Below are 22,034 nucleotides of genomic sequence, written 5' to 3' on the forward strand. Positions count from 1 at the left end.
GTCGGCGAAGATCGCCTCGGTCAACCCGTGCCGCTCCAGGAGATGCCGGAAGTTGAGGATCGTGGTCTCGTCGGGAATGCGGTCGTCGCCGAGCTCGATCCCGGCAAACCGCCGCATTGCCTCGCTATCGTAGAGCGTCTCCTCGGCCATCGGGTCGCTCAGCGCGTACCAGTTCTGCAAGAAGTAGACCCGCAGCATCGTCTCCAGCGGCATCGGTGGCCGCCCACCCTTCGGCCCCACCTTCGGATAGTGCGGCGCGATCAGCGCCAGGAGACGGCCCCATGGCACCACGGCATCCATCTCCGCCAGGAACTGCTCCCGCCGCGTCACCTTCTTCTTCATCGCTTCGCGAAGACCGGGAATGGCGGGCTGCTTCGGCATCGGCGGAACTCCTTAAAGGCGTTCCCGCAGTCTATCAGATCACGCCAGAGCCGGGAGGTTCTTCAGGGGTTCCTTATCTCTTCTTTGACTTCACGTTCAGTCGCCAAACCCCTCGCGACAATGTCTTCGATGTCATGAATGCCATAGGCAATGTCATCAGCGAGTTCGAGAATACTGCAGTCAAGGCTATGATGGGCTCCTTTGCCGTCGGCTGATGTTATCAGTTGCTTTTGATCGGCAACGGAAAATCCCTCAAGCGCCCATTCCACAACACTTTCCTCGTCTTCGTGGAACGACTTAGGCGGCTTCTTCACATAGTCAGCGAGGTTGAAAGACTTCATCGAACGCGGATATTTCAACACTGCGAGAACCAAACGACGCGTCGGATACAGCCCTTTCCCTCGCGCCTTGTACTTCTCAAGTTTCGTGAGAATGCGAAGGGTCTGCCCGTTTCCTTCGAATCCCCCATGGCGCAACATGGCCTTGTGCAGCGCTTGCTCTCCTTTGTGCCCGAAGGGCGGATGCCCAAGATCGTGAGCGAGGCACGCGGCTTCAATCAGATCACGCGCTGGCAGCCAATCTTGCGCATCCTTGTGGAAGATGGCTTTCTTGAATTGCAGAGCTTCCAGTAGACCATAGCCGATCTGGGACACTTCGATGGAATGTGTCAGGCGAGTTCGATGAAAATCACCCTCGCCAGTACCCATCACCTGTGTCTTACCTTGCAGCCGCCGAAATGCCGCCGAATGCATTATGCGCGCGCGGTCCCTCTGAAATGGTGACCGCTTATCTTTTGAACGGTTGGGCTGATCTTCGTGCAGACGTTCTTGGAAAAAGGCAACATTAGAGGTCATAGGGATGTCCTGGAGCAAATACTCGGGGTCGATGCTAGATCGAAAAGCAAAGCCCTTGAATGGCAGTTATGAGGAAGCTGCGTTGCAACATCTTCATCGCGGGCGAACGTCCGGAGAGGGCCGAGCTTCTCAGTTGGCAGCCAGTCACGGAGCGGCAGAGATGTCCACCGCAAAGACCAGAAAGAAAAGCCCGGTCAGGAGGACCGGGCGATGTGGGAAACGGAGCAGTGGTGGACGGGGTAGCGAAGGCCACCCCGCCTGAGCATCATTCAGCGGCGACCATCGACTGGACGTCTTCCTCCTCGGTAGCTTCGTCGTCTTCATCGTCCACGGAGAGGAAGTCAGGCAGATCGACGGCATCCGCTGCGCCATCTACGGCGCTGTCGGCTTCGGCATCGCGCTCCACCATGCGCAGCGGCTCCGGAAGCCAGCCGGTTTCGGCCAGCAGGCGCTCGGCCTCCTTCGCCATGTCACCCTTCTTCAGGTGCTCGATGAGCTGGGCCGCCCGCTCGCCGGCGCCCTCATGCACCGCCTCGATGATCCGCGGCTTGGTCACACGGCCGAGATAGTTGGCGACGGTCGGGCGCCAGCCCACCGCCACCATGTCGAGGCCCGTTGCCCGCGCCAGCCGGTCGGCCTGGGACAGGCGCACGTCGAGCCCGTGCTGGCTGACGCCCATACCGCCATAGGGGTTGGGCTTCTCGTGCAAGGCGTTGACGCCGAAACTGACGCAATGGGCGAGCAACTCCATCCGGGTGTCGTCGTCCTGACCGGAGAGCCAGTCCCAAAGCGCAGCATCGTCGGCAGGGATGTGATCGCCCCAGTGTTCGTGCCGCTCGGCGATGGCGCGCGCCGAGACGCTTTCGCCGATGTCGTCGGCCTGCGCCGGGAAATGAACCTCCCGGACATGGGCCTCCAGACACCCCTTGGTGGAATGCGGCAGGAAGCAATCGGTGACCAGCCGATGCAGCAGCGCCGTCATGGCGACATGCGGGTTCGCCGCCACGGCATCGCGGAGCGCCAGCGTGCGATGCGCGGTCAGCTCGCTGACCAGGCGGTCGGGCAGAGGCCGGATGGATTCGACCTCATCGTCCTCCTCGTGTTCGGTCGCCGTGCCACCCACCATGATGACCGCGCGCTGCACACCACCGGACTCGCCTCCCTCGGGAGAACACCCATCAGCACCCTGCCCTTCCTGACCTTCCATCGCCTCGTCGTCGGCACGGACATAGCCGCGCTCGACGGAGAGCTGGCCGTCATGGCGGATGCTGACGAAGACACCGGCCCTCGCCATCTGGTCCGCGTCATACCGCATCGGCCGGGCCTCGAAGGCCTCCAGCGCCTCCTCGATCTCGCCGAGCCGCGCGTCCACCTCGTTGGGGAACTCGTCAGCCTCGGCATATTCCGCCTCCAGCGCGTCGAACTCGTCCCGCAGCTTCTCACGCTCGGCACGTTCGTCGTCAGTCAGGTCGATGGTGGTGCCGGCCAGACGGCGCATGCCATTGGTATGGCCATAGGGGAAGTCCGCCGCGACCTCGATCCACTTCCAGCCTTCGGCGGCGATGGTCTCCGCTTCGGCCTTCAGCTTCTCGCCGGCCAGCCGGTCGAGCAGCACCGGGTCCTGAAGCCAGCCGCCATCGTCCTGCTGGAAGAGATCGCGCAGCACATAGCCGCCCGCCGCCTCGTAAGCCTCGATGCCGACGAAGAGCGCCCGCTTGTCGGAAGCCCGCACCGTGGTCTCGGTCAGCATGCGACGGATGGTGTAAGGCTCCTTCTGCCAACTATCCTTGATCGCCTCCCAGACCTGTTCCTGCCGCGCATGGTCGTCGGAGACGGTGAAGGCCATGAGCTGTTCCAGCGTCATGCCGTCCTCGGCATAGGTCTCGAGCAGCGCCGGCGAGACCGAGACCAGGCGCAGGCGCTGCTTCACCACCTTGGCGTCGACGAAGAAAGCGGCGGCGATTTCCTCCTCGCTCATGCCCTTCTCACGAAGGACCTGGAAGGCGCGGAACTGGTCGAGCGGATGCAGCGGCGCGCGCTCGATATTCTCGGCCAGCGAGACCTCGTCGATCAGGATGTCGTCTCCGGCGTCCGAGACGATACAGGGCACCGGCGCGGTCTTGTTGAGGCGCTTCTGTTTGACCAGAAACTCCAGCGCCCGGTAGCGGCGGCCGCCAGCCGGCACTTCGAAGAGGCCGGTTTCCTGCCCTTCGGCGTCGAGCTCGGGGCGGACATGCAGGGACTGGATCAGCCCGCGGCGGGCGATGGACTCGGCCAGTTCCTCGACCGAGATCCCGGCTTTCACCCGCCGGACATTGGACTGGCTGAGCACCAGCTTGTTGAAGGGGATGTCGCGCGAGGACGACAGGGTGATCTTCTGAATGGCAGTGGCCATGTCAGGGTCTCCATGACGGACGCCGGGGAGCCTCTCTCTCCGGCAACCAGCCCGTCACGAAGCTCCCCCCACTCCTTTCCCTCTCATGGCCGAGCCGCGGATGAATGCGCATACGCATCAGAGCTCACCGCGGGCACGCAGGCTGGTCTCCCGGCCAGCACCGGTGATGATGTGGTCGTGCAGTATCACCCCCAGGGACGCACAGGCGTTTCGGATTTCCTTGGTCATCGCGAGGTCGGCCGCCGAGGGCTCGGGATCGCCGGCCGGATGATTGTGGACGATGATCAGCGCCGAGGCATTGAGCGCCAGGCAGCGCCGCAGCACCTCCCGGGGATAGACCGGGACATGATCGACCGAGCCGATGGCCAGGCATTCGTCAGAGATCAGCCGGTTCCTGCGATCGAGATAGAGGACATGGAAACGCTCCACATCGCCCCTGATGGTGAGGGCGCAATAGTCGAGCACCGCCTGCCAGGACGTCAGGACAGGGTTCTGATTGAGGTGGCGCAGCAGGATCTGCCGGGCCTCGTAGACCACCGTCTGCTCCTGGGCCGAGAAGCGGAGCGGTTGCGCTTCGATGGCGGATATTCTCGTGTTTCGTGTCATGGTCCTGTTCTCCGACGGGCAGCCGGCCGGGCGCCGAACTTTCACCGCGTCACGAGGAGAAGCGCCGCCCTCTTCCTGCGAAGCGAGCGGCGCCGAAGCTGCAGAACCCCTCAAGAACGCGGGGGCTCCGCATCGGGGCGTGTTCCGCCTGGCAGACGGCCCGAGCGATAAAGCAGGCGCTCGGCATCGCGAATGCTGCCGGCATCCCGGGCGGCCTCGGTCCAAACCGAGATCGGGAAATCCCCCGTGAACAGCAGATCCCTCTCGATACCCATGCCGAAGGGCAGCCGAATGGAGCGCAGTTCGTTGAGGCTCCAGGAGCCAAGTTCGGGGTAGCCAATGTCGGCCAGGCCAAACATGATGTCGCCGTCCTCATCGAGCTCGGTCGCAAGCCAGACACCGGCGCCAAAGGGATTGAAGAACTTCACGACCGGAATGTGATCCTGATCGCGATCGCGGCCATTCGCCAGCAAACGGTCACGCTGTGTGTCGGTCAGGAGGATCATGCCGCAGCCCTCCCTTCCGTCGGGGGCTGCCGCTCAACATCGGTGCTGTCGTCGGGCAGATGGGCCAGCAGCCAGTCGGCCGCCTTGCTGGCCTGCGAGGCGGCACGCACGATGGCCCGCGAATCCTCGCGCATCACCTCCAGCCACGCGCCCACGTAATCGGCGTGGCGCACGGTCGGCACGATCCCGAGCGAGGCGCAACAAAACGCACTCGAAATCTCGGCGATCAGTTCCTCGAAAGCGTATGTCTTCGTGCCGAAATTCCCCGAGAAGTCCCGCCCCAACCGTGAGGCATGTCCTGTCGCGTGCCCCATCTCGTGCAGTGCCGTGCGGTGCCAGTTGATCGGCTCGAAATAGGCCTGCGGAGGGGGCACCTGCACGTAATCGAGCGCGGGAACATAGAAGGCGCGGTTGCCACCGATCCGGAAGTCGATACCAGTCGCGGCGATCAGTGCCTCGACCCGCGGCTCGATCAGCCCGGGCGGCGGTGGCGGTGCCTCGACGGCGATGTCGTCGGGCAGACCCTCGCATTGCGCCGCGTTGAACACGGTAAAGCGCTTCAGGAACGGGATGCTGTTTGCATCTTCTCCGGTCTCCCGCGCGCGGCGCTTCTCGTCGTCAGGCGTGAACCGGTCGGCATAAACGACGGTTGTGCCGCGCTCGCCCTTGCGGACATTACCGCCGAGCGACAGCGCCTGGCGGAAGGTCAACCAATGCTGGGTTGGATAGCCCTGCTGGATCACGGCTCCCCAGAGGATCAGGACATTGATCCCGGAATACTGCCGACCCGTGCTGGCGTTGCGCGGCATGGCGAGCGGCGCTTGCGCCGCCGCCGTCCCCCAGGGCTGGACCCAGGGCAGCCGGCCTCCCTCCAACTCGGCGATGATCTTGTCGGTGATGTCGTCATAAAGGTTCGTGCCCGGGCCGCTCTTGCGGGCCGCGCGATGCTCTCTGGCCATCGGAATGATCTCCGCGACGGGCGCCGGAGGCCTCTCCTCCAGCCCTCAACCCGCCACGGCCGAACGGCCCGCACTCTCACTCTCAGGGGGCGTTGCGGGGTCTCCCCGCTGATGGGGGTGCGTCGGCAACGCCAGTGGCGACGAGGGGGAAGGCTTTCCCCCAGACAATCCTCGTATTCAGCCGAGGCAGGCATAAAAAGGCAAAAGCCACCAACCGCGAGCCGCCAATCCCCGACGTGTTGTAATCCCCAGGATATCTGCGCTTATCTGACACGCAATCGCGGTGCCTGCTTTCCAGCGCCAGACGCCTTCCTTCCCGCGAGCTCGGACTCAAAGCCAACGGGCAATAAAAGAGGACCAAATGACGGATATCGATCTTAACGCCTTGTCGCTTCCCGAACTGAAGCAGTTGCAAAAGAATGTTGCGAAGGCCATCGCCAGTTTCGAGGACCGTCGCAAGGCCGAGGCCCGCGCCAAGGTTGACGACTTGGCCCGCGAACTCGGTTTCAGTTTCGACGAGCTTGCGGAAGCGGCTCCCACCCGGAAACGGGCGCCGTCTGCGCCCAAGTACCGCCATCCGGAAAACGCCGAAATCACCTGGTCCGGCCGTGGGCGCAAACCGGCATGGATCGCCGAGGCGCTGGCTTCGGGAAAATCGCTCGAGGATTTTGCGATCTGATCGGGGAGACCTGCCTTGTACCAGCCCGCGAATGCCGTCCGCCTGCATGTCTCTCTGGCGGAGATTGACCCGCCGATCTGGCGGCGACTTGTCGTGCCGTCGGACTGGACGCTCGACAGGCTGCACTTGGTGCTGCAGGCCGCGTTCAGCTGGACCGACAGCCATCTGCATGAGTTCCGGATCGGCGGGCTGCGCTATGGCGACCCCGATCAGCTTGAGGATGGTTTCGGGGGCCCGCAGACCTTCGACTACACTGAGGTCAGGCTGGCGGATTTCACCGGCCAGGATCTGACCTTCACTTATCTCTACGACTTTGGCGATGACTGGACCCATGTGATCCGGATCGAGGAGTGGCTATCCCTCGATCCCCTGCCCCGCCACGCAGAATGCACCGAAGGTGCCCGTGCCCGGCCGCCCGAGGATGTCGGCGGCCCCTGGTCCTATGCCGATTTCCTCGAGACCATCCGCGATCCGAACCATGAGGACCACAGTTCCAACCTTCGCTGGGCCGGCGGGCATTTCCATCCGGACTGGTTCGACATCGACCTGATCAACAAGGATCTGCGCAACACCTTCCGCAAGAACACCAGCCGACGCCTGCATCAGCCCAAGCCAAAGCCTTCTGGTCGGTGAGCGCAGAGGGCTCGGCCCTCAAGGCGGTGCCGCGGGCCAGGATGACCCTCCTCCCAGCTGTTCAGATTTCTGGCATCGCCTCTGTGCCCGCCTGGATGCATCCCATCGTAAAACAGATCGTCGCCTACGTCTGAAGGTCGCCCCCCATCAGATACGCTCCTTATGTGCGACCGGATTGCGCGTCTTGCCGTCGTTCCTTGGCTCCCACATCAATGTTACCTATACGTCTCTTCAGACAACATGAAGATATGGATACAGATCATATTCTTGCTGTTTTAGCGGGATGATGATATGTTTTCAGATCAATATCGATCACATGAATCGCAAAGGTATCCTTGGTGCCCGAAACAACCTCTCTTCACACGATCGGCGCACAGCTTCGCCGGGCGCGGCTGGCCGCCGGGTTGACCCAGGAACAGGTCGCCGAGTTGGCTGGCATTTCCCGCCCGCGCTACCGCGACATCGAGACGGGCGCTGCCGCCGCGCGCGCCACTACTCTGATGAATGTCGCACGCGCGCTCGGGCTCGAGATGATGTTGATCCCGCAATTCCTGGTGCCCGCGGTCGGCACCCTGCTCAGCCCCGAGGCTGGGGAGGATGCCCCGGCTTTCGCACCGCAGCCGGAGCCTGACGATGAGCGCTGAACCAACCGCCGCCAATGTTCAGGCGCTGGATATCTTCCTGAACCAGCACAAGGTCGGCACCATAGTCCGAACCCCGGGCGATTTCAACGCTTTCAGCTTCGATGCTGCCTATCGTGCGACAGGTGGATACCCCATCCTCAGTCTCTCCTTCCGGGCGGCGAATGGCGGGCTGCGCAAGGATCCGCGGCCGATCGCAGGTGCCCTGCCGGCCTTCTTCGCCAACCTGCTTCCCGAGGACAAGCTGCGCGATGCGATGGAAAAGCATCACGCCGGGCGCGTCCGTCCCGGCAATGACTTCGACCTGCTCGCGGCGCTCGGGGCCGACTTGCCCGGCGCAGTGCGCGCCCTTCCGGGCGACGGCCCTGCCCTGGCCCCGGCGAAGCCCACGCAGACGGCGCCGAAAGCTCGCTTCTCTCTGGCCGGCGTCCAGATGAAACTCTCGGTGATGAAGAACACCGGCAAGGGCGGCGGGCTGACCGTGCCGCTCGGCGACGGCGACGGACAATATATCGCCAAGTTCCCCTCCACAGCTTTTCCGGCGGTGTCGGAAAACGAATTTGCCAACCTCGCACTGGCCGAAGCGATCGGCATGGAGGTGCCCGAGCGCGAGCTGGTCACTCGTGACCAGTTCGACGGCATCCCAGCGGAATTCGAGACCATGACCGAGGGGCGGGTCCTGCTGCTGCGCCGCTTCGATCGCGGGCCGGGCGGCCAGCGCATCCATATCGAGGATTTCGCCCAGGTGTTCGGTATCCCCCCCGCGCGCAAATACGAAGGCGCAGCCTATCACGATATCGCATCAGCGCTCAGCATCGCCATTTCTCCGTTGGCGGCGCTGGAGTTTGTCCGGCGTCTCGCGCTCTCGGTGATCATGGGCAATGGCGACATGCACCTGAAAAACTGGTCGCTGATCTACCCCGGGGACGGCAACGCCCCTGCCCTCGCGCCCGTCTACGACCTGCTCTCGACCATCCCCTATCTTCCTGCGGACGACCTGGCCCTGTCGCTCGGCGGCGAGCGCGCCTTCAAAGCACTGACCTCGGCGCGCTGGAAGACTTTCGCCAACCGCGCCAAGCTCCCCGAACCCGCCGTTTTGAAGGCGGTTGCCGAAACCGTTCAGGCGGTCGACGCGCATTGGTGGAATCTGCCCGAACGCGCCGTCGTACCCGGCGCGGTCCTGGAGCGCATCGACGCCCATGTCCGGACGATGACGGCCATTCTGGTCGGGTGACCGGGCGACCGAAGTCGGGAATTTCCGGACCAGCCCCAGTTGGTGATCATGGATCGGCAAGCCATATCGGCAGTGACAATCTGTCCAACCTAATGGCGGGACGGACACTCCATTCAGACGAAATTCATTCAGCCTGCGCGGGTTGCATGAAGATCGCGGCTACGGCGGCTGAATCGCGACGTATCGCGCGAATGAGAAGGAAACAAAGCACGAAAACTCGTGTGCAAATACTGCACACATAACCCATCAAGCATTTGATTCACAACAACAATCCACCTTATCCATCATCGGCGCAACGGAAAGCCGGGCCGCATCCGCGATGCCATTGTTCTGGACCGTGGTCATGGGTTCCGACTGCCTTATTGCGGTGGTACCGCCTCCCCGGCTCGAACGGGGGACCTCTAGATCCACAATCTAGCGCTCTAACCAACTGAGCTAAGGCGGCACAGGCGGGTATCTAGCCCCAGCACGGCGCCGGTGCAAGCCCGTCTTGCCGGTTTTTCGCATGCGGGTTAAGGAAAATCCCCAGATCCACCGGCCAGGCGCCAGGAGAACCAGCATGAGCATCAACAGCCAAAGCGACATCGCCGCCAATCTTCAGATCGGCCCCACCGACCACGGGATGGTCCGGATCTATGTCGAGGCCGAGAACATCGACCTGCCGCTGGATTTCGACCCCGAGGAGGCTGAGGAAATCGCCGAGGAGCTGCTGGCCGCCGCCGAGGCCGCGCGCAGCATCGGCGGTCCCGGCAAGCCGGGCAAGGGCGTCAAGAAGCCGCGCCGCTGATCCCCATCGGATCGGTCAGCGCCAGCAGCCGCGCCGTCGAGACCCGGGCGATGTCGCGCAGAAGCCGGCTGCGCCGTGCCCCCGCCAGCCGCGATTCGGGACCCATGCGGATCAGCTCGGCACCCCAGGGATCGGCGCGGATCAGGCCCGAGTCCTCGGGCAGCAACTCCTCGGGGAAATCGGCATCCACTGCCCAGAAGAAGCGGTCGCAGAACTGCAGATAGCCCCGCCATTTCCGGTCCGAGACGAAATCGGCCCGGCAGCTCTTGCATTCGACGACCCAGATTTCTCCCTTGGGCGAGACCGAGATCACGTCGACCCGCAGCCCGCCCGTCGGCACGAACTCCGGCAGCGCGGCATGGCCAAGCCCGGTCAGCAGCCGCGCCACCCCGCGCGTCAGCCGCTGCCCCGGCAGGGCGGGCAGAAGATCGGCGGTCGGATCGGCGGCGCTGCTCATGCGCCCACCATGAACGAAAGGGAAACATTTCGCAAGCCCGCGTCGCCCTTGCAGCCCGTGGGCGGCCGTCCTATCTTTGGGGCTGGCGGGTTTCTGCTCTTCTCGTGCGCGGCCATTTTTCTCACTGGCCTATAATTTCACCGAGGGGGCTGGCTCTGTCGGGGCCCTGGTCCCGTTATCCGGCGCCCACCTGGACATCCAGGCTTTCGGGGAAACCTGCGCCGCCACGGTCGCTGCGGTTCCCGCCACCGCTTTCCCTTTCCTCCGCCCATGAAAAAAGGGCGGCCCGAAGGCCGCCCATGGAGAGAGAGGAGGGATCTTCTTTCTGCTCGATCAGAAGCCGTAGACCAGCGACACGCCCAGCGTGTTGTCGGTGCGGATCGCGCGGTCCGAGACATATTCGGTTTTGTAGGACACGCGGGTCGCCAAGGCGTCGGACATCTTGAAGTTCAGGCCCAGTTCGTTGGTGGCCGTGTCGTTGCTGTCCGAGGTCAGGTAGTCAGTATCGTTGGTCAGGAAGAAGTTGTCGTTGATGCGGTGATAGAACCGCGACGACAGGATGTAGCCGACTTCCGTGTCCGAGGTGTAGGTGCGGGGATCGGCGTCTTCCAGTTCCACCTTCTTGGTGTAGCGCACGCCGACACCGGCCTGCACGCGCCAAGCGGTCGTGTCGGTGTTGATCACGCGATAGCCCGGACCCACGCCGAGGAAGGCGTCACGCTTGAGCCGGCCCTGCTGATCGGCGATCTCCTCGGCGGTCAGGCCCTCGAAGTCGCCAGCCAGGCCGTCGGTCGCCAGGCGGCCCAGGGCGAAGGCATAGAAGCGCTCGTTGATGTTGTAGAGACCGTCATAGATGACATAGGTCTTTTCGGTATCCTTGTCGCCGTCGTCGTCTTCGCCATATTCAAGCAGGATGCCGACCGATTGCGAGAAGGCGCCCTGGTTGTGCGACAGGCGGCCGGCCAGGCTGAAGTCCTGGTTTTCGTTGTTGCCGGTGCGGCCGGCATAGGTCAGCGCGACCGAACCGAAGGTGCCTTGGCGGCGCTCGGGATTGCCGAAGCGATAGGCGTCGGACGAGCGGTCGAAATCGTCGCGGACCGCCTCCTCGACGTCCCGCATCTGTTCGTTGACTTCCGTGATGCCGGTGGCATCGGCGCCCGTGGCGATTTCGGATTGCGCGAAAGCGGGGGCCGAGAACGCGGCGGCCAGGGCGGTGGCACCGGCGAGGTAAGCAAGCGTCTTCATTGTGTCAGTCCTTTTCCGAACCGTTTCGTGTCCGTGGTACCGGCCTTCCGGGGCCACGAGCATCTCTGCTGGCCCAGAGGTAGAACCGCGCCGCCGGCTGATAAAGGGGGCCGGAAAATTGCGGACCGACTCTCAAAAACGTGAAATTCCCTGGGAACCGGCACGTCGGCGGAAAATGGATCATGCAAAATTGTGATGAAACCAATTCGCCGCATGGTTGCATGACAATTTCCACAGCGACGTCAGTTGGTAATAGGGCACCACATCGCTCACGAAAGACGACGTTCCGGTAACATGCGCGGGACGGGCCCTGCCTGCACAAAAAAAGGGCAGCCGCGAGGGGCTGCCGGCAAGGTAAAATTGTTGCGAAAGGCCCACAGTGGCGCCGCAAAAATGCAGCGGCGCAAACCCGGTCAGCGCGGGCGCGCAGCGGCGGGGGCCAGAGCCGGTGCGGGCCGGCGGCGAATCCGCTGCCGCAGCCCGCCGCGCGGGCCGTCCCGGCGTGCCATCAACATGACGCGAATGCCGAACTGCACGCCGGAAAACAGGATGGTATGGAAAAACACCAGCATCAGCACGGCGATCCAGCCGCCACGCGTCGCGGTCACCAAATGCCGCAGCGTGGCCACGTCCAGCGCCAGCAGCAGCGCGGTGAACACCAGCGCCAGCACGAAGCCGATGGCGATACTGACGATATACAGCCGGATCAGTTGCGGCATGTTCTTTCCCGGAAGCTGCTGGACCAAACCATTCTAGCGCGGATTGCGGCAAAGCCCGAGGGGAAAATGCCGCCTGCGGGCCGCGTCAGAATGCGTCGGGCCGGGCCTCGCGCGCCATATGGTCCAGCACGGCATTGACGAATTTCGACTCGCGGCCCTCGGCGAAGAAGGTCTGCGCCAGCCGGACATATTCGGTAATGACCACCTTGGGCGGCGTCTTGGGCGTCACCAACTCCGCCCCCGCGGCCCGGAAAACCGAGCGCAGCACCGGGTCGATGCGGCCGATCGGCCATTTCGCCACCAGGGCGCGGTCGGTCATCTGGTCGATCTTGGACTGCCAGGTGACGGCATCGTCCACGATGCGGGTGAACAGTGCCTGATCCGCCTCGGCCGAGACGATATCCTCGTCCTCGTCCTCGCGGCCGATGCGCCAAGTCAGGAATTCGCGCTGCACGCGGTCGGCCGACTGGCCCGCCGCCTCCATCTGGAACAGCGCCTGCACCGCATAAAGCCGCGCGGCCGCGGCGCGGGCCTGCCGCACCTGCCGGTCGCCTTCGCGGCGCGTCTTGTCGCCCGACCCGCTCATGCGCTGCCGGGCCCGTCGATTTCGCCGGCCAGCTTGATGACGTCGCGCGGCGCCGCGGCGTCACCGCGCGGCGATTGCGCCGCCCAGCCGCGCTTGAGCGCGACCAGGTGCAGCGCCGCCGCCGCCGCGCCGCCGCCCTTGTTCTGGCCCTGCGGATCGGCGCGGACCTCGGCCTGCTCGTAATTCTCGACCGTCAGGATGCCGTTGCCGATGCAATGCCCTTGCAGGCCCAGCAGCGTCAGCCCGCGCGAGCTGTCGTTGCAGACGGTGTCGTAATGCGTCGTCTCGCCCCGGATCACGCAACCCAGCGCCACGTAGCCGTCATAGAGATTGCGGCTGGCGGCCAGGGCAATGGCGCTGGGGATCTCCAGCGCGCCGGGCACCTCGACCAGATCGACCGCGGCGCCGGCGGCTTCCGCCACGGCGCGCGCGCCGGCGATCATCCCGTCGGCGATCTGGCGGTAATAGGGCGCGACCACGATCAGCAGGCGCGCGCCGCCCTCGATCCGGGGCAGCGGCAATTGATGATGTTCGATGCTGGCGGCCATGGGGTCACTCGTTGGGAATCGAACGGGTGGAATGGATCGAAAGCCCGTAGGCGTCAAGCCCGACCACCTTGACCGGCGCCGAATTGGTCAGCACCACCAGCTCCGACAGGCCGAGCGCGGACAGGATCTGCGCGCCAAGCCCGTATTGCCGCAGCACATGCGAGGACACCTCGTCCTGGCGCGGCAGGCGCGGCTCCAGATCGCGGAACAGCACCACCACCCCCCTGCCCTCCTCGGCGATGATGCGCATCGCGGCGCCGAGGGTGCCGGCATTCTCGCGCCCGATGCCCAGCACGTCATGCAGCGGGTCCAGCACGTGCATGCGCACCGGGACCGGGCCGGGTGCGGTCAGGTCGCCCTTGGTCAGCACGATATGCTCGGCGCCCGAGGTCTCGTCGGCAAAGATGCGCATCATCCAGTCGCCGCCAAAGATCGAATGCACAGCGCGCTGGCCGCGCTCGGCGATCAGGTTGTCGTGGCGGCGGCGATAGGCGATCAGGTCGCTGATGGTGCCGATCTTCAGCCCGTGTTTCTGGGCAAAGGCGATCAGGTCCGGCAGCCGCGCCATCGAGCCGTCCTCGTTCATGATCTCGCAGATCACGCCCGAGGCATTCAGCCCCGCCAGCCGCGCCACGTCCACCGCCGCCTCGGTATGGCCGGCGCGCACCAGCACGCCGCCGTCGCGGGCGCGCAGCGGAAAGACATGGCCGGGAGTGGCGATGTCGGCCGCGCCCTTGCTCGGGTCGATGGCCACCGCCACGGTATGGGCGCGGTCATGGGCCGAGATGCCGGTGGTCACGCCCTCGCGCGCCTCGATCGACATGGTGAAGGCGGTTTCGTGCCGGCTGGAATTCTTGGGGCTCATCAGTTGCAGGCCGAGCGCGTCGATTCGCGCCGCCGGCATGGCCAGGCAGATCAGCCCGCGGCCATGCGTGGCCATGAAGTTGATCGCCTCGGGCGTGGCCATCTGTGCCGGGATGACCAGATCGCCCTCGTTCTCGCGGTCCTCGTGATCGACCAGGATGAACATGCGGCCGTTGCGGGCCTCGTTGATGATCTCCTCGGTGGGAGAGATCGCGTCGGACCAGTCACGCTCGACCGGTCCCGGCTTGTCATAGTGCATCCGCCGCTCCTGCAAAGAACTTCTGGCCGGTGACGAAACCCGCCAGCCCGCCCGCCATCATCATTTCCCGCTCATGCCCGGTCTCGCCGATCATCAGCACCGTATCGCCGGGCAGGCCCTGAGCCTTCAGCCAGCCCTTCATCCTGTCCCGCATCGCCGACCAGCTGTCGCCAAAGGGCGGCAGGCGTTCGGCCGAGACCGCCCCGATCTGCACCGCGATCACATCCGGCGCAAGCCCCGGCGCGCAGCCCAGATGCGGCGCGGCGGCACTTTGCGCGATGCGCCTGCGCTCGGCCGCGCCGACCGGCTGGTGGTCGCGGAACACTCCCAGCGCGTTCGTCGAATAGAGAAAGGCCACCAGGTCGCGGCCCGTCGTCGCCCGCACCCCGGCATAGGTCTTGTAGTCCAGCCCCAGCTCCTTCGCCCGGCGGACCTGCATGCGCACCACCTCGACCGGCAGTCGCGCGCCCAGCAGTTCGCGCCGCGCCACGGACCAGCAATGGGCGCGAAAGCCGTGACCCGCCAGCGCGGCCAGCGCCGGGCCGCGATTATGGCCGATCCCGGCCATCAGCCCGCCTCGGCCAGCCGCGCGACATAGCGCGCCAGCGTGTCGATTTCCAGGTTCACCTCGTCGCCCGCCTGCACCTCGCCCCAGGTGGTCACCGCCTGGGTATGCGGGATGACGTTCACGCCGAAGCGGTCGCCCTCGACCTCGTTCACCGTCAGCGAGGTGCCGTTCAGCGCCACCGAGCCCTTGGGTGCGATGAAGCGCGCCAGCGCCTTGGGCGCGCGCAGGGTGATACGGGTGCTGTCGCCCTCGTCGCGCATCTCCTCGATCACCGCGACGCCGTCGACATGGCCCGAGACGATATGCCCGCCCAGCTCGTCGCCGACGCGCAGGGCGCGCTCCAGGTTCAGCCGCTTGCCGGGCGCCCAGCCATTGGCGCCGATATTGGTCTTGGAGATGGTCTCGGCCGAGATGTCCACGTCGAACCAGTCCGATCCCCTCTCGACCACGGTCAGGCAGATGCCGTCGCAGGCGATCGAGGCGCCCAGATCGACCCCCGCCATCTCGTAATGGCAGGAGATCCGCGCCCGCATGTCGCCGCGCATCTCGACGCGGGAAACCTCGCCGATATCGGTGATGATGCCGGTAAACATGGCGCCCCCTTCCTTTGGCTGCCCGAGAACTAGAGCCTCGGCGCGTGATCTTCAAGCAAAGCTGCAACGGTCGAATCTGTCCTTTAGGGCAAATGCTTGGGAAAGCCCGTGACAGGGGCGGAACTTTCGTGCAATTAGATTGGGCATGACCTCGGTGGTAGGGCCCCGCCTGTAGCGAAAAGCCCAAATCCTGCAAAACCCCGACCCCAAGGCTCCCATGCAACGACCCAAGACCGGAATTCGTTATTTTCGTGATTCTGGCGCCGTGTTGCCGTCGCCGACGGCGGCCGCGCCGCTGCCCCTCGTCATGCGCCGGCTGGCGCCGGTGGCCGCCACGGCCGGCCTGCCGGCCGCGCAACGGGTGTTTTTGATGCTGCAAGGGCCACATGGCCCGTTCTTCGACCGGGTCGGGCGGCTGCTGCGCGATACCGGGGCCCAGGTCTGGCGCGTCGGCTTCAACGCGGGCGACGAGTTCTTCTGGTCCGACAAGGCCCGGTTCATCCGCCATGGCAGCGGGCCCGAGGACTGGCCCGACCATCTCGACCGCATCATCACCGAAAAGGGCGTGACCGACATCGTGCTTTACGGCGACGTGCGCCCGGTCCATGCCGCCGCACGCGAGGCGGCACAGCGCCACGACCTGGTGCTGCATGTCTTCGAGGAAGGCTATCTGCGCCCGTTCTGGATCACCTATGAGCGCGGCGGCTCGAACGGGCATTCGGCGCTGATGCGCATCCCGGTGGGCGAGATGCGCAACGCGCTGCGCAACCGCATCGCCGAGATGCACCGCCCGCCGGCGCGCTGGGGCGACATGCGCCAGCACAAGTTCTATGGCGCGCTCTATCATTTCCTGGTGCTGGTGGCGAACGGCCGTTACCCGGGCTATCGCACCCATCGCCAGATCGGCGTGTTCGAGGAGTTCCGGCTGAACCTGCGCCGCTTCCTGCTGACGCCCTTCGACGCGCTGGCGCGGATGCGCGAGGCTGGCGCGGTGCGTCGCGGCGGCTTTCCCTATGTGCTGGTGCTGATGCAGCTGGAGCACGACTCCAACTTCGTCGCCCATTCGCCCTATCGCCGCATGTCGGAATTCACCGACGAGGTGCTGGAGTCCTTTGCCGGCGCCGCGCCCTGCCATCACCGCATCGTGTTCAAGGCCCATCCGCTTGAGGACGGGCGCGGCGGCATCCGCCAGGCCATCCTGGCCAAGGCCCGCGAGCTGGGGATCGAGCATCGGGTGCATTTCGTGCGCGGCGGCAAGCTGGCGGGGCTGCTGAACCAGGCCCATGCGGCGGTGACGGTGAACTCCACCGCCGCCCAGCAGGCGCTGTGGCGCGGGCTGCCGGTCAAGGCCATGGGGTGCGCGGTCTTCGACAAGCCCGGCCTCGTTTCGGACCAGAGCCTCGAGGAGTTTCTGCGCGATCCGCGCCCGCCGCAGGCGCTGGCCTATCGCCGCTATCGCGATTTCCTGTTGGAAAGCAGCCAGGTGCCGGGCGGCTTCTACGCCGCACGCTCGCGCGCCCATGCGCTCCGCATCGTCGTGGACATGATCCTGGCGCCCGAGGATCCCTATCAGGCGCTTTTCGCCGGACGTGGCAAATATCGGCAACAGATGGGCGGCAAGGACGATTGAGCGGGGCAAAAATATGGAAAACCCCGGAATGCTGCGTTAACGTGCGGGAAAAATGCGACCCGCGATCCGGGAATCGCGCGAGAGGACAGGAGTAACAGTTTGACGCAAGCAATTTTTTCGCCCCTTCGATCCGGGACGGCGCCATTTCGCACGCGCAACCTGGCCGCACGCCTGACGCGGATCGCGATTCTGGGGGGGATGCTTCTGGTCTCGGCCTGCGGTCTGCCGCGCTCCGGTCCCACCAAGGGCCAGATCCTTTCCGGTGCGGTCGAGAAAGGCGGCAGCACCCATATCGTGAATGTCGACGACCGGGTGAACCGGGCCGCGAACTATACCCCCGCCTATGGTTTCTCGGCCGATTTCCGCTCCGCCAGCACCGTCGCTGCCGATGATATCCGTCCCGGCGACGTGCTGGGGCTGTCGATCTGGGAAAACGTCGATGACGGGCTTCTGGCCTCGATGGGGTCAAGCTCGACCCAACTCACCGAATTGCAGGTGGACAGCCAGGGCTACATCTTCGTGCCCTATGCCGGCCGGGTGCTGGCGGCGGGCAACAGCCCCGAGGAACTGCGCCGCATCATCACCCAGAAGCTGGAAACCCAGACCCCAGACCCGCAGGTCATGGTCACCCGCGTCGCCGGCGACGGCGCCACTGTCTCGGTCATGGGCAAGGTGAACGCGCAGGGCGTCTATCCGATCGAGCGGCCGACCCGCACCCTCTCGGCCATGCTGTCGCGCTCGGGCGGCGTCTCGATCGAGCCCGAGATCGCCGTGGTCACCGTCAAGCGCGGCAATTCCAGCGGCAAGGTCTGGCTGCGCGACCTGTATTCCAACGCCCGCAACGACATCGCCCTGCGCCCCGGCGACGTGATCCTGGTCGAGGAGGACGAGCGCAGCTTTACCGCGCTCGGCGCGCTCGGCGGCCAGACCAAGGTTCCGCTGGGCAACGAACAGATCAACGCCATCGAGGCGGTGGCCATGGTCGGCGGCCTCAGCACCTCGCTGGCCGACCCCAAGGGCGTCTTCGTGCTGCGCGACGAGCCGCAGACCGTCGCCCGCGCCGTGCTGGGCCGCGGCGACATCTATGGCAACCAGCGCGTCGCCTATGTGCTGGACCTGACCAAGCCCGACGGCATGTTCCTGGCGCGCGACTTCGTCATCCGCGACGGCGATACCGTCTATGTGACCGAGGCACCCTTCGTGCAATGGCGCAAGACCTTGCAATCCATCCTGGGCACCGCCACCGAGGTCGGCACGGTCAACAGCGCCTTCGAGTGAAGGACATGGGTCCGAATCACGAGGCCGCCGGGGTTTCCCGGCGGCTTTTCATATGCAACGGCGGGTTCCTGACCCGGCCGCGCCTGCGCCGCATCCTGCAACTGGCCGGCTGGTCGCCCTGCATCGGCCTGCCCGGTCCCGGCGACGATGTCGGCATCTGGGGCGACAGCCCGACCGCCTGGCGCGGCAAGGCCCTTGCCGCCCGGCGCGGCGCCCGGCTGGTGCGGGTCGAGGATGCCTTTCTGCGCTCGGTCCTGCCGGGACGGGCGCGCGGCCCGGTGGCGCGGCGCGGCCCCATCGGCCTGCTGATCGACCCGGTCGGGCTGCATTTCGACCCCGAGGCGCCTTCGCTGATCGAAAGCCTGGTGCACGCGCCGCAGTCCCGGGCGCGTCAGGCCGAGGCGCGGCAAGGCATCGCACGGCTGATCGCGGCGGATCTGTCGAAATACAACGCGCATCTGCCGCAGGTCGAACCGCCCGCGCCGGGCTATGTGCTGGTCATCGACCAGACCCGGGGCGATGCCTCGCTGCTGGGCGCGGGCCGGGCGGATTTCCTGGACATGCTGGCCGCCGCGCGGGAGGAAAACCCCGGCCTGCCCCTGGTGATCCGCAGCCATCCCGAGACCGCCTCGGGCCTGCGCCCCGGCCACCTCACCCCGGGGGACCTGCGCCCGGGCGAGATGTTCTGCGACAGCGCCGTCTCGCCCTGGGCGCTGCTGCGCGGCGCGGCGCGGGTCTATGCGCTGTCCTCGCAGCTCGGCTACGAGGCGATGCTGGCCGGCCACCGGCCCCGCGTCTTCGGTCACCCCTTCTATGCCGGTTGGGGCCTGTCCGATGACCAGCATGCCATCCCGCGGCGCAGCCCGGCCAGCATCGAGCAGCTCTTTGCCGCCAGCCACCTGCTGGCGCCGGTCTGGTATGATCCCTGCCGCGACCGGCTGACCGATTTCGAGGGCGCGCTGCGCCAGATCGAGGCCGAGGCCCGCGCCTGGCGCCAGGACCATGCCGGACATCTGGCCCATGGCATCCGGCTGTGGAAACGGCCCTTCATGGCGCGGTTCTTCGGCAGCGGCGGCGGGGTGCGCTTCACCGCAAAACCCGGGCCGGGCGTGACCATGGCCTGGGCCAACCGCGCCGGGGACAGCCAAGGCGTGCTGCGCATCGAGGACGGCTTCATCCGCTCGCGCGGGCTGGGCGCGGCGCTGGTGCCGCCCCTGTCGCTGGTCGCCGATGATCTGGGCATCTATTACGACCCCGGCCGCGAAAGCCGGTTCGAGCGGCTGATGGCCGAACCGCTGCCCCCGGGCGGACGCGCGCGCGCGTTGCGGCTTGGCCGCATGCTGGTCGAGGCCGGCATCACCAAATACAACCTTTCGGGCCCGCCGCCCGACCTGCCTCCTGGCCGCCGCATCCTGGTGCCGGGCCAGGTCGAGGACGACGCCTCGATCCGCCTCGGCGCCGGGGAGGTGCGCACGAACCTCGCCCTGCTGGAGCGCGCCCGCGCCGAAAACCCCGATGCGGTGCTGGTCTATAAGCCGCATCCCGATGTCGAGGCCGGCCTGCGACCCGGCCTGATCCCCGAGGCCGAGATGCTGCGGCTGGCGGATGTCGTCGCCCGCAACACCGCCGCCGACGCGCTGATGGGCCAGGTCGACGAGGTCTGGACCATGACCTCGACCCTGGGCTTCGAGGCATTGCTGCGCGGCCTGCCCGTCACCACGCTGGGCGCGCCCTTCTATGCCGGCTGGGGGCTGACGCGCGACCTGGATCCCGTGCCGGAACGGCGGCAGGTGCAGGCCGATCTGGCGATGCTGATCCATTGCGCGCTGATCGCCTATCCGCGCTATTTCGACCCGATGAGCCGCCTGCCCTGCCCGGCCGAGGTCGCCGTGGAACGGCTGCGCGATCCGGGTTTCGGCAGGGGTGGTCCCGGGTTGCGCCTGCTGGCCAAGGCCCAAGGCCTGCTGGCCGGCCATGCCTGGATCTGGCGGCGCTAGACCACGACCAATTGATTAACAGTCAATTGCTTCGTCGCGCAGCCAGCGATGCATGACGTCGGATCCGATCCGGCGCGTCTCGGCCAGCCGGAAGCGCGGCGCCTCGGCCAGGTGCTCCAGCCCCAGCGCGGCGATCCCGGCCCGACCGTCGCCGCCCAGCACCACCCCGGCGCTGTAGCCGATCAGCTGATCCACCAGCCCCGCGCGCAACAGGCTCGCCGCCAGCACCCCGCCGCCCTCGCAGAAGATGCGGGTCAGACCCCGCCCGGCCAATTCGGCCATGAAGTCCTCGGGCCGGCCGGCGACCTGCCACAGCGGGCCATGCTCCGGCCCCTCGCCGGGCAGGTCGGGCAAGGGACGCGACGAGACGACGATCCGCACCGGCTGCCGCACCGGGCCGAAGCCGCGCACGTTCAGCCCCGGCCGGTCGGCGCGCACGGTCTCGCCCCCGACCATCACCGCGTCATGGGTCAGGCGCAGGGCGTGGACATGGCGCCGGGCCGATGCGCCGGTGATCCACTGGCTTTCACCCGAAGCGGTGGCGATGCGGCCGTCGAAGCTGCTGGCCAGTTTCAGCGTCAGCATCGGCCGGCCGCGCTGCACGCGGCTCAGGAAGCCGCATTGCACCTCGCGCGCCTCGGCCTCGCAGATGCCTTCGGCGACCTCGATCCCGGCGGCGCGCAGGATGGCATGGCCGCGCCCGGCCACGCGCGGATCGGGATCGGTCAGCGCGGTGACGACGCGGGTAACGCCCGAACGCACCAGCGCCTCGGCGCAGGGCGGGGTCTTGCCGTGATGGGCGCAGGGTTCCAGCGTGACATAGGCGGTGGCGCCGCCCGCCGCCGCGCCGGCCTGGGCCAGCGCCATCGCCTCGGCATGGGGGCGCCCGCCGGGCTGGGTCCAGCCGCGCCCGACCACCACGCCGTCGCGGACCAGCACGCAGCCGACCGCCGGGTTGGGCCAGACATTGCCCAACCCGCGCCGCGCCAGCGCCAGCGCGTGCCGCATGTGGCGCCGGTCGCTCACTCCTCGACGGCGTGCGGGCGCAGCTCGGACACGAACTTGTCGAAATCGTCCGCGGCCTGGAAGTTCTTGTAGACGCTGGCGAAACGCACATAGGCCACGGTATCAATCCGGGCCAGCGTCTCCATCACGATCTCGCCGATGACCTTCGAGGGGATGTCGGTATCGCCCATGCTTTCCAGCCGGCGCACGATGCCCGAGATCATCTGGTCGATGCGCTCGGGCTCGATCGGGCGCTTCTGCATGGCGATGCGGATCGAACGCTCCAGCTTGGTGCGGTCGAAATCCTCGCGCCGGCCGCTGGACTTGACCACGACCAGATCGCGCAGCTGCACGCGCTCGTATGTGGTGAATCGACCCCCGCAGGCCGGGCAGAAGCGGCGGCGGCGGATGGCCACGTTATCCTCGGCCGGACGCGAATCCTTGACCTGCGTATCGACATTTCCACAGAAAGGACAGCGCATCCCTTGTTCCCCCAAAGCCCCGGACCCCCGCCAGTATAGGCAAGCCCTCATCGCTTGGGTAGCCCGATGATGCCGCCACAAGATCGGCCATGCGAAGGCCGGGGGATGACGTAACGGCACCGGGGCGC

Annotated in this window: 24 protein-coding genes and 1 tRNA gene; 8 read left to right on the top strand and 17 right to left on the bottom strand. The window is 66.1% G+C overall.

Annotated elements, in window-relative coordinates; translation table 11 throughout:
• From AQY21_RS22245 to AQY21_RS22270, 6 genes are all read right to left on the bottom strand, one after another.
• Positions 1–381, bottom strand: a 381-nt coding sequence (locus tag AQY21_RS22245; protein ID WP_161906095.1) for a transposase, incomplete at its 3' end; no start/stop codon positions are given.
• Between the two features lie 62 nt (positions 382–443).
• Complete coding sequence (gene dgt / locus AQY21_RS28145) at positions 444–1,235, bottom strand: dGTP triphosphohydrolase (RefSeq protein WP_082658237.1); 792 nt, start codon at positions 1,233–1,235, stop codon at positions 444–446.
• Between the two features lie 265 nt (positions 1,236–1,500).
• Positions 1,501–3,630, bottom strand: a complete 2,130-nt coding sequence (locus tag AQY21_RS22255) for a ParB/RepB/Spo0J family partition protein (RefSeq protein ID WP_058099777.1) — start codon at positions 3,628–3,630, stop codon at positions 1,501–1,503.
• A 117-nt stretch (positions 3,631–3,747) separates the two neighbouring features.
• Positions 3,748–4,236: a RadC family protein gene (locus tag AQY21_RS22260; RefSeq protein ID WP_058099778.1), complete on the bottom strand. Its 489-nt coding sequence runs from the start codon at positions 4,234–4,236 to the stop codon at positions 3,748–3,750.
• Between the two features lie 110 nt (positions 4,237–4,346).
• Complete coding sequence (locus tag AQY21_RS22265) at positions 4,347–4,742, bottom strand: DUF2958 domain-containing protein (RefSeq protein ID WP_058099779.1); 396 nt, start codon at positions 4,740–4,742, stop codon at positions 4,347–4,349.
• Complete coding sequence (locus tag AQY21_RS22270; RefSeq protein WP_058099780.1) at positions 4,739–5,701, bottom strand: ArdC family protein; 963 nt, start codon at positions 5,699–5,701, stop codon at positions 4,739–4,741. Before AQY21_RS22270 ends, AQY21_RS22265 begins: the two co-directional genes overlap by 4 nt.
• Positions 5,702–6,062: 361 nt before the next feature.
• On the opposite strand from AQY21_RS22270, the gene AQY21_RS22275 reads away from it, so the two are divergent.
• The 4 genes from AQY21_RS22275 (at position 6,063) to AQY21_RS22290 (ending at position 8,888) form a co-directional block, all read left to right on the top strand.
• The gene (locus AQY21_RS22275) at positions 6,063–6,380 is read left to right on the top strand and encodes an H-NS family nucleoid-associated regulatory protein (RefSeq protein WP_058099781.1); all 318 of its coding nucleotides are present in this window, start codon (positions 6,063–6,065) and stop codon (positions 6,378–6,380) included.
• 15 nt (positions 6,381–6,395) lie between these two features.
• Positions 6,396–7,013: a plasmid pRiA4b ORF-3 family protein gene (locus AQY21_RS22280; RefSeq protein WP_058099782.1), complete on the top strand. Its 618-nt coding sequence runs from the start codon at positions 6,396–6,398 to the stop codon at positions 7,011–7,013.
• A gap of 338 nt (positions 7,014–7,351) precedes the next feature.
• Complete coding sequence (locus AQY21_RS22285) at positions 7,352–7,657, top strand: helix-turn-helix domain-containing protein (RefSeq protein WP_238986879.1); 306 nt, start codon at positions 7,352–7,354, stop codon at positions 7,655–7,657.
• On the top strand, positions 7,611–8,888 hold the full coding sequence (locus AQY21_RS22290) for a type II toxin-antitoxin system HipA family toxin (RefSeq protein WP_238986880.1): 1,278 nt from the start codon (positions 7,611–7,613) through the stop codon (positions 8,886–8,888). Before AQY21_RS22285 ends, AQY21_RS22290 begins: the two co-directional genes overlap by 47 nt.
• Positions 8,889–9,256: 368 nt before the next feature.
• Here AQY21_RS22290 and AQY21_RS22295 read toward each other — a convergent pair.
• Positions 9,257–9,333, bottom strand: a tRNA-His gene (locus tag AQY21_RS22295).
• A 114-nt stretch (positions 9,334–9,447) separates the two neighbouring features.
• Between AQY21_RS22295 and AQY21_RS22300 the strand changes: the two genes are divergently transcribed.
• On the top strand, positions 9,448–9,675 hold the full coding sequence (locus AQY21_RS22300; protein ID WP_058099785.1) for a DUF6324 family protein: 228 nt from the start codon (positions 9,448–9,450) through the stop codon (positions 9,673–9,675).
• Here AQY21_RS22300 and AQY21_RS22305 read toward each other — a convergent pair.
• The 8 genes from AQY21_RS22305 to AQY21_RS22340 all read right to left on the bottom strand — a co-directional run bounded on the left by AQY21_RS22305 (position 9,656) and on the right by AQY21_RS22340 (position 15,514).
• Complete coding sequence (locus AQY21_RS22305) at positions 9,656–10,132, bottom strand: MmcB family DNA repair protein (protein WP_058099786.1); 477 nt, start codon at positions 10,130–10,132, stop codon at positions 9,656–9,658. The two genes, AQY21_RS22300 and AQY21_RS22305, sit on opposite strands and share 20 nt — an antisense overlap.
• Positions 10,133–10,465: 333 nt before the next feature.
• Positions 10,466–11,377, bottom strand: coding sequence for a YdiY family protein (locus AQY21_RS22310; RefSeq protein WP_058099787.1), 912 nt, complete (start codon positions 11,375–11,377; stop codon positions 10,466–10,468).
• Between the two features lie 413 nt (positions 11,378–11,790).
• On the bottom strand, positions 11,791–12,096 hold the full coding sequence (locus tag AQY21_RS22315) for a hypothetical protein (protein WP_058099788.1): 306 nt from the start codon (positions 12,094–12,096) through the stop codon (positions 11,791–11,793).
• Positions 12,097–12,181: 85 nt separating this feature from the next.
• Positions 12,182–12,682 (bottom strand): transcription antitermination factor NusB, encoded by a 501-nt coding sequence (gene nusB / locus AQY21_RS22320; protein ID WP_058099789.1) that lies wholly within the window; start codon positions 12,680–12,682, stop codon positions 12,182–12,184.
• Positions 12,679–13,230 carry a 6,7-dimethyl-8-ribityllumazine synthase gene (locus AQY21_RS22325; protein ID WP_058099790.1) on the bottom strand — a complete coding sequence of 184 codons (552 nt, stop codon included), beginning with the start codon at positions 13,228–13,230 and terminating at the stop codon, positions 12,679–12,681. The genes nusB and AQY21_RS22325 overlap by 4 nt, the downstream gene beginning before the upstream one ends.
• A gap of 4 nt (positions 13,231–13,234) precedes the next feature.
• Positions 13,235–14,353, bottom strand: coding sequence for a 3,4-dihydroxy-2-butanone-4-phosphate synthase (gene ribB / locus AQY21_RS22330; RefSeq protein WP_058099791.1), 1,119 nt, complete (start codon positions 14,351–14,353; stop codon positions 13,235–13,237).
• Complete coding sequence (locus AQY21_RS22335; protein WP_058099792.1) at positions 14,343–14,921, bottom strand: hypothetical protein; 579 nt, start codon at positions 14,919–14,921, stop codon at positions 14,343–14,345. The genes ribB and AQY21_RS22335 overlap by 11 nt, the downstream gene beginning before the upstream one ends.
• Entirely contained in the window at positions 14,921–15,514 is a 594-nt protein-coding gene (locus AQY21_RS22340; RefSeq protein ID WP_058099793.1) for a riboflavin synthase, read from the bottom strand. Before AQY21_RS22340 ends, AQY21_RS22335 begins: the two co-directional genes overlap by 1 nt.
• 307 nt (positions 15,515–15,821) lie before the next feature.
• Here AQY21_RS22340 and AQY21_RS22345 point away from each other — a divergent pair, with 307 nt between their 5' ends.
• The 3 genes from AQY21_RS22345 to AQY21_RS22355 all read left to right on the top strand — a co-directional run bounded on the left by AQY21_RS22345 (position 15,822) and on the right by AQY21_RS22355 (position 20,419).
• Positions 15,822–17,144 (top strand): capsule biosynthesis protein, encoded by a 1,323-nt coding sequence (locus tag AQY21_RS22345; RefSeq protein ID WP_058099839.1) that lies wholly within the window; start codon positions 15,822–15,824, stop codon positions 17,142–17,144.
• A gap of 99 nt (positions 17,145–17,243) precedes the next feature.
• Entirely contained in the window at positions 17,244–18,422 is a 1,179-nt protein-coding gene (locus AQY21_RS22350; RefSeq protein WP_369807826.1) for a polysaccharide biosynthesis/export family protein, read from the top strand.
• 5 nt (positions 18,423–18,427) lie between these two features.
• Positions 18,428–20,419, top strand: a complete 1,992-nt coding sequence (locus tag AQY21_RS22355; RefSeq protein WP_058099795.1) for a capsular polysaccharide biosynthesis protein — start codon at positions 18,428–18,430, stop codon at positions 20,417–20,419.
• Positions 20,420–20,434: 15 nt separating this feature from the next.
• Here the strand turns inward: AQY21_RS22355 and ribD are convergent, their stop codons facing one another.
• Entirely contained in the window at positions 20,435–21,427 is a 993-nt protein-coding gene (gene ribD, locus AQY21_RS22360; RefSeq protein ID WP_058099796.1) for a bifunctional diaminohydroxyphosphoribosylaminopyrimidine deaminase/5-amino-6-(5-phosphoribosylamino)uracil reductase RibD, read from the bottom strand.
• 14 nt (positions 21,428–21,441) lie between these two features.
• On the bottom strand, positions 21,442–21,906 hold the full coding sequence (gene nrdR, locus AQY21_RS22365; protein ID WP_028712088.1) for a transcriptional regulator NrdR: 465 nt from the start codon (positions 21,904–21,906) through the stop codon (positions 21,442–21,444).
• Positions 21,907–22,034: the final 128 nt, after the last annotated feature.

The organism is Paracoccus sp. MKU1, assembly GCF_001447385.1.
Lineage (GTDB): Bacteria > Pseudomonadota > Alphaproteobacteria > Rhodobacterales > Rhodobacteraceae > Paracoccus.

Excerpts from the sequence above, each read along its gene's own strand:
- dgt (WP_082658237.1), bottom strand. The coding sequence starts at position 1,235 with ATGACCTCTAATGTTGCCTTTTTCCAAGAACGTCTGCACGAAGATCAG.
- AQY21_RS22255 (WP_058099777.1), bottom strand. The coding sequence starts at position 3,630 with ATGGCCACTGCCATTCAGAAGATCACCCTGTCGTCCTCGCGCGACATC.
- AQY21_RS22260 (WP_058099778.1), bottom strand. The coding sequence starts at position 4,236 with ATGACACGAAACACGAGAATATCCGCCATCGAAGCGCAACCGCTCCGC.
- AQY21_RS22265 (WP_058099779.1), bottom strand. The coding sequence starts at position 4,742 with ATGATCCTCCTGACCGACACACAGCGTGACCGTTTGCTGGCGAATGGC.
- AQY21_RS22270 (WP_058099780.1), bottom strand. The coding sequence starts at position 5,701 with ATGGCCAGAGAGCATCGCGCGGCCCGCAAGAGCGGCCCGGGCACGAAC.
- AQY21_RS22275 (WP_058099781.1), top strand. The coding sequence starts at position 6,063 with ATGACGGATATCGATCTTAACGCCTTGTCGCTTCCCGAACTGAAGCAG.
- AQY21_RS22290 (WP_238986880.1), top strand. The coding sequence starts at position 7,611 with ATGCCCCGGCTTTCGCACCGCAGCCGGAGCCTGACGATGAGCGCTGAA.
- AQY21_RS22300 (WP_058099785.1), top strand. The coding sequence starts at position 9,448 with ATGAGCATCAACAGCCAAAGCGACATCGCCGCCAATCTTCAGATCGGC.
- AQY21_RS22305 (WP_058099786.1), bottom strand. The coding sequence starts at position 10,132 with ATGAGCAGCGCCGCCGATCCGACCGCCGATCTTCTGCCCGCCCTGCCG.
- AQY21_RS22310 (WP_058099787.1), bottom strand. The coding sequence starts at position 11,377 with ATGAAGACGCTTGCTTACCTCGCCGGTGCCACCGCCCTGGCCGCCGCG.
- AQY21_RS22315 (WP_058099788.1), bottom strand. The coding sequence starts at position 12,096 with ATGCCGCAACTGATCCGGCTGTATATCGTCAGTATCGCCATCGGCTTC.
- nusB (WP_058099789.1), bottom strand. The coding sequence starts at position 12,682 with ATGAGCGGGTCGGGCGACAAGACGCGCCGCGAAGGCGACCGGCAGGTG.
- AQY21_RS22325 (WP_058099790.1), bottom strand. The coding sequence starts at position 13,230 with ATGGCCGCCAGCATCGAACATCATCAATTGCCGCTGCCCCGGATCGAG.
- ribB (WP_058099791.1), bottom strand. The coding sequence starts at position 14,353 with ATGCACTATGACAAGCCGGGACCGGTCGAGCGTGACTGGTCCGACGCG.
- AQY21_RS22335 (WP_058099792.1), bottom strand. The coding sequence starts at position 14,921 with ATGGCCGGGATCGGCCATAATCGCGGCCCGGCGCTGGCCGCGCTGGCG.
- AQY21_RS22340 (WP_058099793.1), bottom strand. The coding sequence starts at position 15,514 with ATGTTTACCGGCATCATCACCGATATCGGCGAGGTTTCCCGCGTCGAG.
- AQY21_RS22345 (WP_058099839.1), top strand. The coding sequence starts at position 15,822 with ATGCGCCGGCTGGCGCCGGTGGCCGCCACGGCCGGCCTGCCGGCCGCG.
- AQY21_RS22355 (WP_058099795.1), top strand. The coding sequence starts at position 18,428 with ATGGGTCCGAATCACGAGGCCGCCGGGGTTTCCCGGCGGCTTTTCATA.
- ribD (WP_058099796.1), bottom strand. The coding sequence starts at position 21,427 with ATGCGGCACGCGCTGGCGCTGGCGCGGCGCGGGTTGGGCAATGTCTGG.
- nrdR (WP_028712088.1), bottom strand. The coding sequence starts at position 21,906 with ATGCGCTGTCCTTTCTGTGGAAATGTCGATACGCAGGTCAAGGATTCG.